General features: G+C 48.2%; 3 protein-coding genes and 1 pseudogene. All 4 read right to left on the bottom strand.

Features of this window, described 5'->3' with window-relative positions; genetic code table 11:
* Positions 1-515: pseudogene (locus B7Y67_RS11050) on the bottom strand (FAD-binding oxidoreductase); the annotation flags it as partial.
* A gap of 7 nt (positions 516-522) precedes the next feature.
* A complete protein-coding gene (locus B7Y67_RS11045; protein WP_293598690.1) occupies positions 523-2160 on the bottom strand; it encodes a thiamine pyrophosphate-binding protein in 1638 nt (545 codons plus the stop codon).
* Between the two features lie 22 nt (positions 2161-2182).
* A complete protein-coding gene (locus tag B7Y67_RS11040; RefSeq protein ID WP_293598689.1) occupies positions 2183-3175 on the bottom strand; it encodes a tripartite tricarboxylate transporter substrate binding protein in 993 nt (330 codons plus the stop codon).
* Between the two features lie 64 nt (positions 3176-3239).
* Complete coding sequence (locus tag B7Y67_RS11035; protein ID WP_293598688.1) at positions 3240-4712, bottom strand: NAD-dependent succinate-semialdehyde dehydrogenase; 1473 nt, start codon at positions 4710-4712, stop codon at positions 3240-3242.
* Between the last annotated feature and the right edge of the window lie 50 nt (positions 4713-4762).

Raw genomic sequence — 4762 nt, 5'->3', positions numbered from 1 at the left:
ACAACTTCAAGACCCAGCGTAAGGTCGCGCATATTGCCATACCGAAGGACTTGAATGCCGCCCGCATTGGTTGCCAAATTCCCGCCAATCGTACAGCTGCCTTCAGCGGCCAGGCTAAGTGGAAATAATTTTCCGTGCTCTAAGGCTGCATTTTGAACATGCTTTAGTATCGCCCCTGCGCCAACAGTAATTGTGGAATTTTGGGTGTCCACATCTCGAATTTGGTTTAATCGACTTAAACAAATCACCACTGAATTTCCAGTGCCATCAGGGGTGGCGCCTCCACATAGGCCAGTATTACCACCTTGCGGCACAATCGATATCCGATGAGCTTTGCATATGCCAACAAGCACAGCAACTTCATCCGTATTCTTTGGCTTTAAAACGGCTAGTGCACGCCCTCTGTAGCGCTTCCCCTAATCTGTCAGGTATGGATCTTTATCCTTATCCTGGTCTAGTACGTATTGTTCGCCAATTGCATTCGTAAATTCCGAAAGAAGCAGGCTGGCGGACATGTTGAATCTAGTTACGTCGAATCGTTGGGGCTGGGACGCCATCGATCATGATATTTAGGCAAGCAGGCAGCTTGCTATCAATTGCTCGATGAGCAGCTGGTAGTACTTGATCATGATGAATGACAAGTTCTCCAAAGCCACCGAACGCGCTGGCTACCTTCTCATAGCTACTAGGCAATAATTCACACCCGATGACTCTGTCTTTTCCATATTCTCGAATTTGGATCTGATGCTCAGCGTTCCAGCACGCATCGTTTCCAACAATCAGCAAAAAAGGCAGTTGGTATCGTACGGCTGTGTCGATTTCAGCGCTATGAAATCCAAATGTACCATCACCCATAATCGCGACAACCGGAGCGCCTGGCTTGGCAAGGGATGCCGCTGAAGCAAATGGCAAGCCTGCTCCAATTGATCCTGCTACACCATTAATTACGCGATTTGGTGCATGCAAGCATGCTTGTGCCCATTGGCCAATTTCCCCACCATCGCTGACTAAGACAGAATCTGGGTGGCTATCGAGTATGGACTGGAGTGGTTTAAAGGCATGGACAGGATGAATCTTTCTGTCACTGGAAATGGTCTGATCCCACGCTGCTGGGCGATAGTGTATGGCGTTATGGACCTCTGTCATCCAATCAGAGTTCATTGTCTGTGGTGTTGATTGCAGTTCAATGAGTGCATTGATAGCACTAGGTACATCAGCCAGTGTAGATAGATTGAGTTTGTTGGCGACAGCCCTTTTAGTCCGCTCAATTTCAGTATTCTCGGGATCAATTTGTAAGAAGATGCAGTCTCTATCAAAATTAGGCGCCTTGCCAAATTTAAGCGTGAAATCCAATTTCTTGCCAAGCAGCAATACACAGTCTGACTGAGCCATTACCTCGGAGAGGGCCCCCAGGCTAGGGTCTCCAATGCCTCGTGGGCTTTCCATCCCAATGACAGGGATCCCCAAGGATGATTCAAGTAATGCAAGGGTTTTACGCCCTTGCTTGGATTGCATCATTGGGCCAGTCAAGATTAATGGCCGCTTTGCTTGCTTTAATTTCTCAAGCATGTTTTTCATTGCCGTCATATCTGGCTTGATTGGCACAGCATCAAAGTCCGATAATGCAGGCATTCGCGATCCTTCCGGAAAGACGTCATCCAATACATCTGATGGAAGGCTGATGTGTACTGGGCCCGGTCTGCCTGATCTTGCAAGCGATACTGCTTTCGCAAAATCGCCTGGAAGATCGGCGGTGCTCTTGCACATCCAGGATGCCTTTGTAAGAGGCGCAGCAATATCAGCCTGAGCCATCTCCTGAAATGCACCCATGCCCAGTTGATTTATCGGCGCATGACCGGAGAGTAGAACAAGTGGTGACTCAGCCATGGCTGCGGTATACAGGGCGGATACAGCATTTGCATGACCCGGGCCACCCGTTACCATTGCAATACCAACCTCGCCCGTAAGCCTAGCCCATGCATCTGCCATATGAACTGCAGCAGCCTCATGCCTGGTATGAATCAATCTCATTTTTTGATCAAATATGGCATCAAATATAGGCATGATGTGATTACCAGAAAGGGTAAATACATTACTAACTTCTGCGTTGAGCATTGAGGCAACCAATGCATCGGCTCCACGTGTAATTGGACTAGGCATAATTTCTTTCGAGTGGATTGCGTTACTTAATTCCGAGTTGAGTACTTAATTTGGAGTAAGAGACATATTGAGATGCAGCAAATTTCTCAGTGTCCATGGGGGAGAGGATGCGGGGGATGCCGCCATATCGAACATTGCCAGCCTGCCAGTTAGCATCTTTGTCAGCAATATTCAGAACATTAACCCACTGATTAATGACATCCTGGCTCAGTTTAGGAGGTCCATATAAAGCGCTCCAACCTACAATCGCTTCCAGTTGTGGCATCCCTGCTTCTTTTGCTGTCGGTACATTGGGAATATCTTTTACACGTTCTGGTGTGGTGGTAACAAGGGCTCTTAATTTGCCGGCTGTAATTTGCGTGAGTGCTGAAGTGAGATTGCCGCAGCTGAAATCCACTTCACGTGCGAGTACAGCAACAACAGCCTCTGATCCGCCCTTATAGCTAATGTTGACTGCTGCATCGGAATTTAATTTCAGGGTTTGAAGCATGAGTTGAGGGGCAAAGTTCAAAATAGTTCCTGGTCCAGACGAGCTGTAATTTAGCTTCCCAGGTTTATCTGCAATGGCCTTAGTGAGATCGCCAAAGGTCTTATAAGGGGAGTCAGGGTGAACAACACACACTACGGGGTTGAGTTCGAGCAAGCCGATAAAAGTAAAGTCATTCCATTTGTAACTTAAATCAGACTTCATCGCAGGGAGTACGGCTTGTGATCCCACTCTAGCTAGCAATAGCGTATAGCCATCTGGGGCAGCGTCTTTAACGAATTGCGAGCCAATGGCTCCGCTCGCGCCACCTTTATTTAATATAACGACGGGCTGCTTTAAAACGTTTTGCGCTACTGTGCCTAAATTGCGTGCTGATTGATCTGCATCCCCGCCGGCGTTGTAAGGAACAACAATAGTTACTGGTTTATTGGGATACGTCTGCGCGCTCAAGTTGGCGCTTAATGCGAATAGCGATAAACACAGTGCACGACGAGTGAGGTTAAAACTATTGCTGAATGGTAGAAACATGTTGGTACCCCCTTATTCTTAAGAATTAAGCCTAAAAAAATTAATACTGCATTGAATCAACTCTTTACAGCCCTACGCACACATACTTCATCTCTAAATACTCATCCATGCCCCAGACGCTCCCTTCGCGCCCCAGGCCTGATTGTTTTACCCCTCCAAAGGGGCCAACTTCATTGGATACTGCACCAGTATTGACGCCCACAATGCCGTACTCCAACGCTTCTGCCACCTTCCAGATCCGTCCAATATCTCGACTATAAAAATAAGATGCCAAGCCAAAAGGAGAGTGGTTTGCAAGGCGCACAACCTCGGCATCATCATCAAAAGCCATAATGGGCGCCACAGGCCCAAAGGTTTCTTCACTACTGATGCGCATTTCGGGAGTCACGCGACTAAGGATAGTCGGCTCATAAAAGTGCCCACCTAAAGCGGCAACCTTACCGCCCGTCACTAGGGTTGCACCCTTGCCTAGTGCATCAGCTACATGGGCTTCTACTTTAGCCAAAGCTGCTGCATCAATGAGGGGCCCTTGCTGCACGCCAGCATCCAAACCATTGCCTACCGCAAGAGTTTTAACTGCCTTGGCAAAACGCTCAGTAAAGACATCAACTATTTTGCTATGCACATAAAAGCGGTTAGCGCACACACAGGTTTGGCCGGCATTGCGATATTTGGATACCATGGCGCCTGCCACTGCCGCATCAATATCGGCATCTTCAAACACAATAAAGGGAGCGTGACCACCCAGTTCTAAACCAAGTTTTTTAACGGTAGGGGCGCACTGTGCCATGAGCAGGCGACCCACTTCGGTTGAGCCTGTAAAGGAAAGGTGGCGCACGACGGTGGAGGCGCATAGTGCCTTACCAATTACTACCGATTGGCTGGCATCACCTGTCACTACATTAACAACTCCAGGAGGGATTCCAGCTTGGCGACTCAGTTCGGCAAGCGCTAAAGCCGATAAGGGAGTTTGCTCTGCAGGCTTTATAACAATCGTGCATCCTGCCGCTAATGCCGGAGCAATCTTTCGCGTAATCATCGCAATTGGAAAGTTCCATGGGGTGATAGCCGCACAAACACCAATTGGCTGCTTTAACACTAGCATCCGTTTATCGCCCCAGGTCGAGCTTGGAATGCTTCCGGCTACCCGCTTCGCTTCCTCAGCAAACCACTCTAGAAAGCTGGCGCCATACATTACCTCTCCCTTAGCCTCCGCCAAGGGCTTACCTTGCTCTAGTGTCATGATCATTGCTAAATCGTCTGAGGCCGCCATAATCAACTCAAACCAGCGACGTAATATATTGGATCGCTCTTTAGCAGTCAGAGCTCGCCAGGCTGGCAATGCACGATCAGCTGCCGCAATTGCTGCCTCTGCTTCTGATGCACTTAAATTAGCAACTTGTGCAAGCAGCTCGCCTGTAGCAGGGTTGGTTACTGCAAATCGGCTAGACCCACTAACCCATTGCCCATCAATCCAAGCATCGTTATGGAGGAGGGTGGAATCAACGATTCTTTGCTTTAAGTCAGAAGCTGACATATATATTGACTTTCGTATAGTGTTCTGAAAATTTAGCTCAGATTTACTAA

This window comes from Polynucleobacter sp. 35-46-11 (assembly GCF_002281105.1).
Note: the sequence above shows the minus strand (reverse complement) of the source record. Positions and strands in the feature narration are given on the sequence as shown.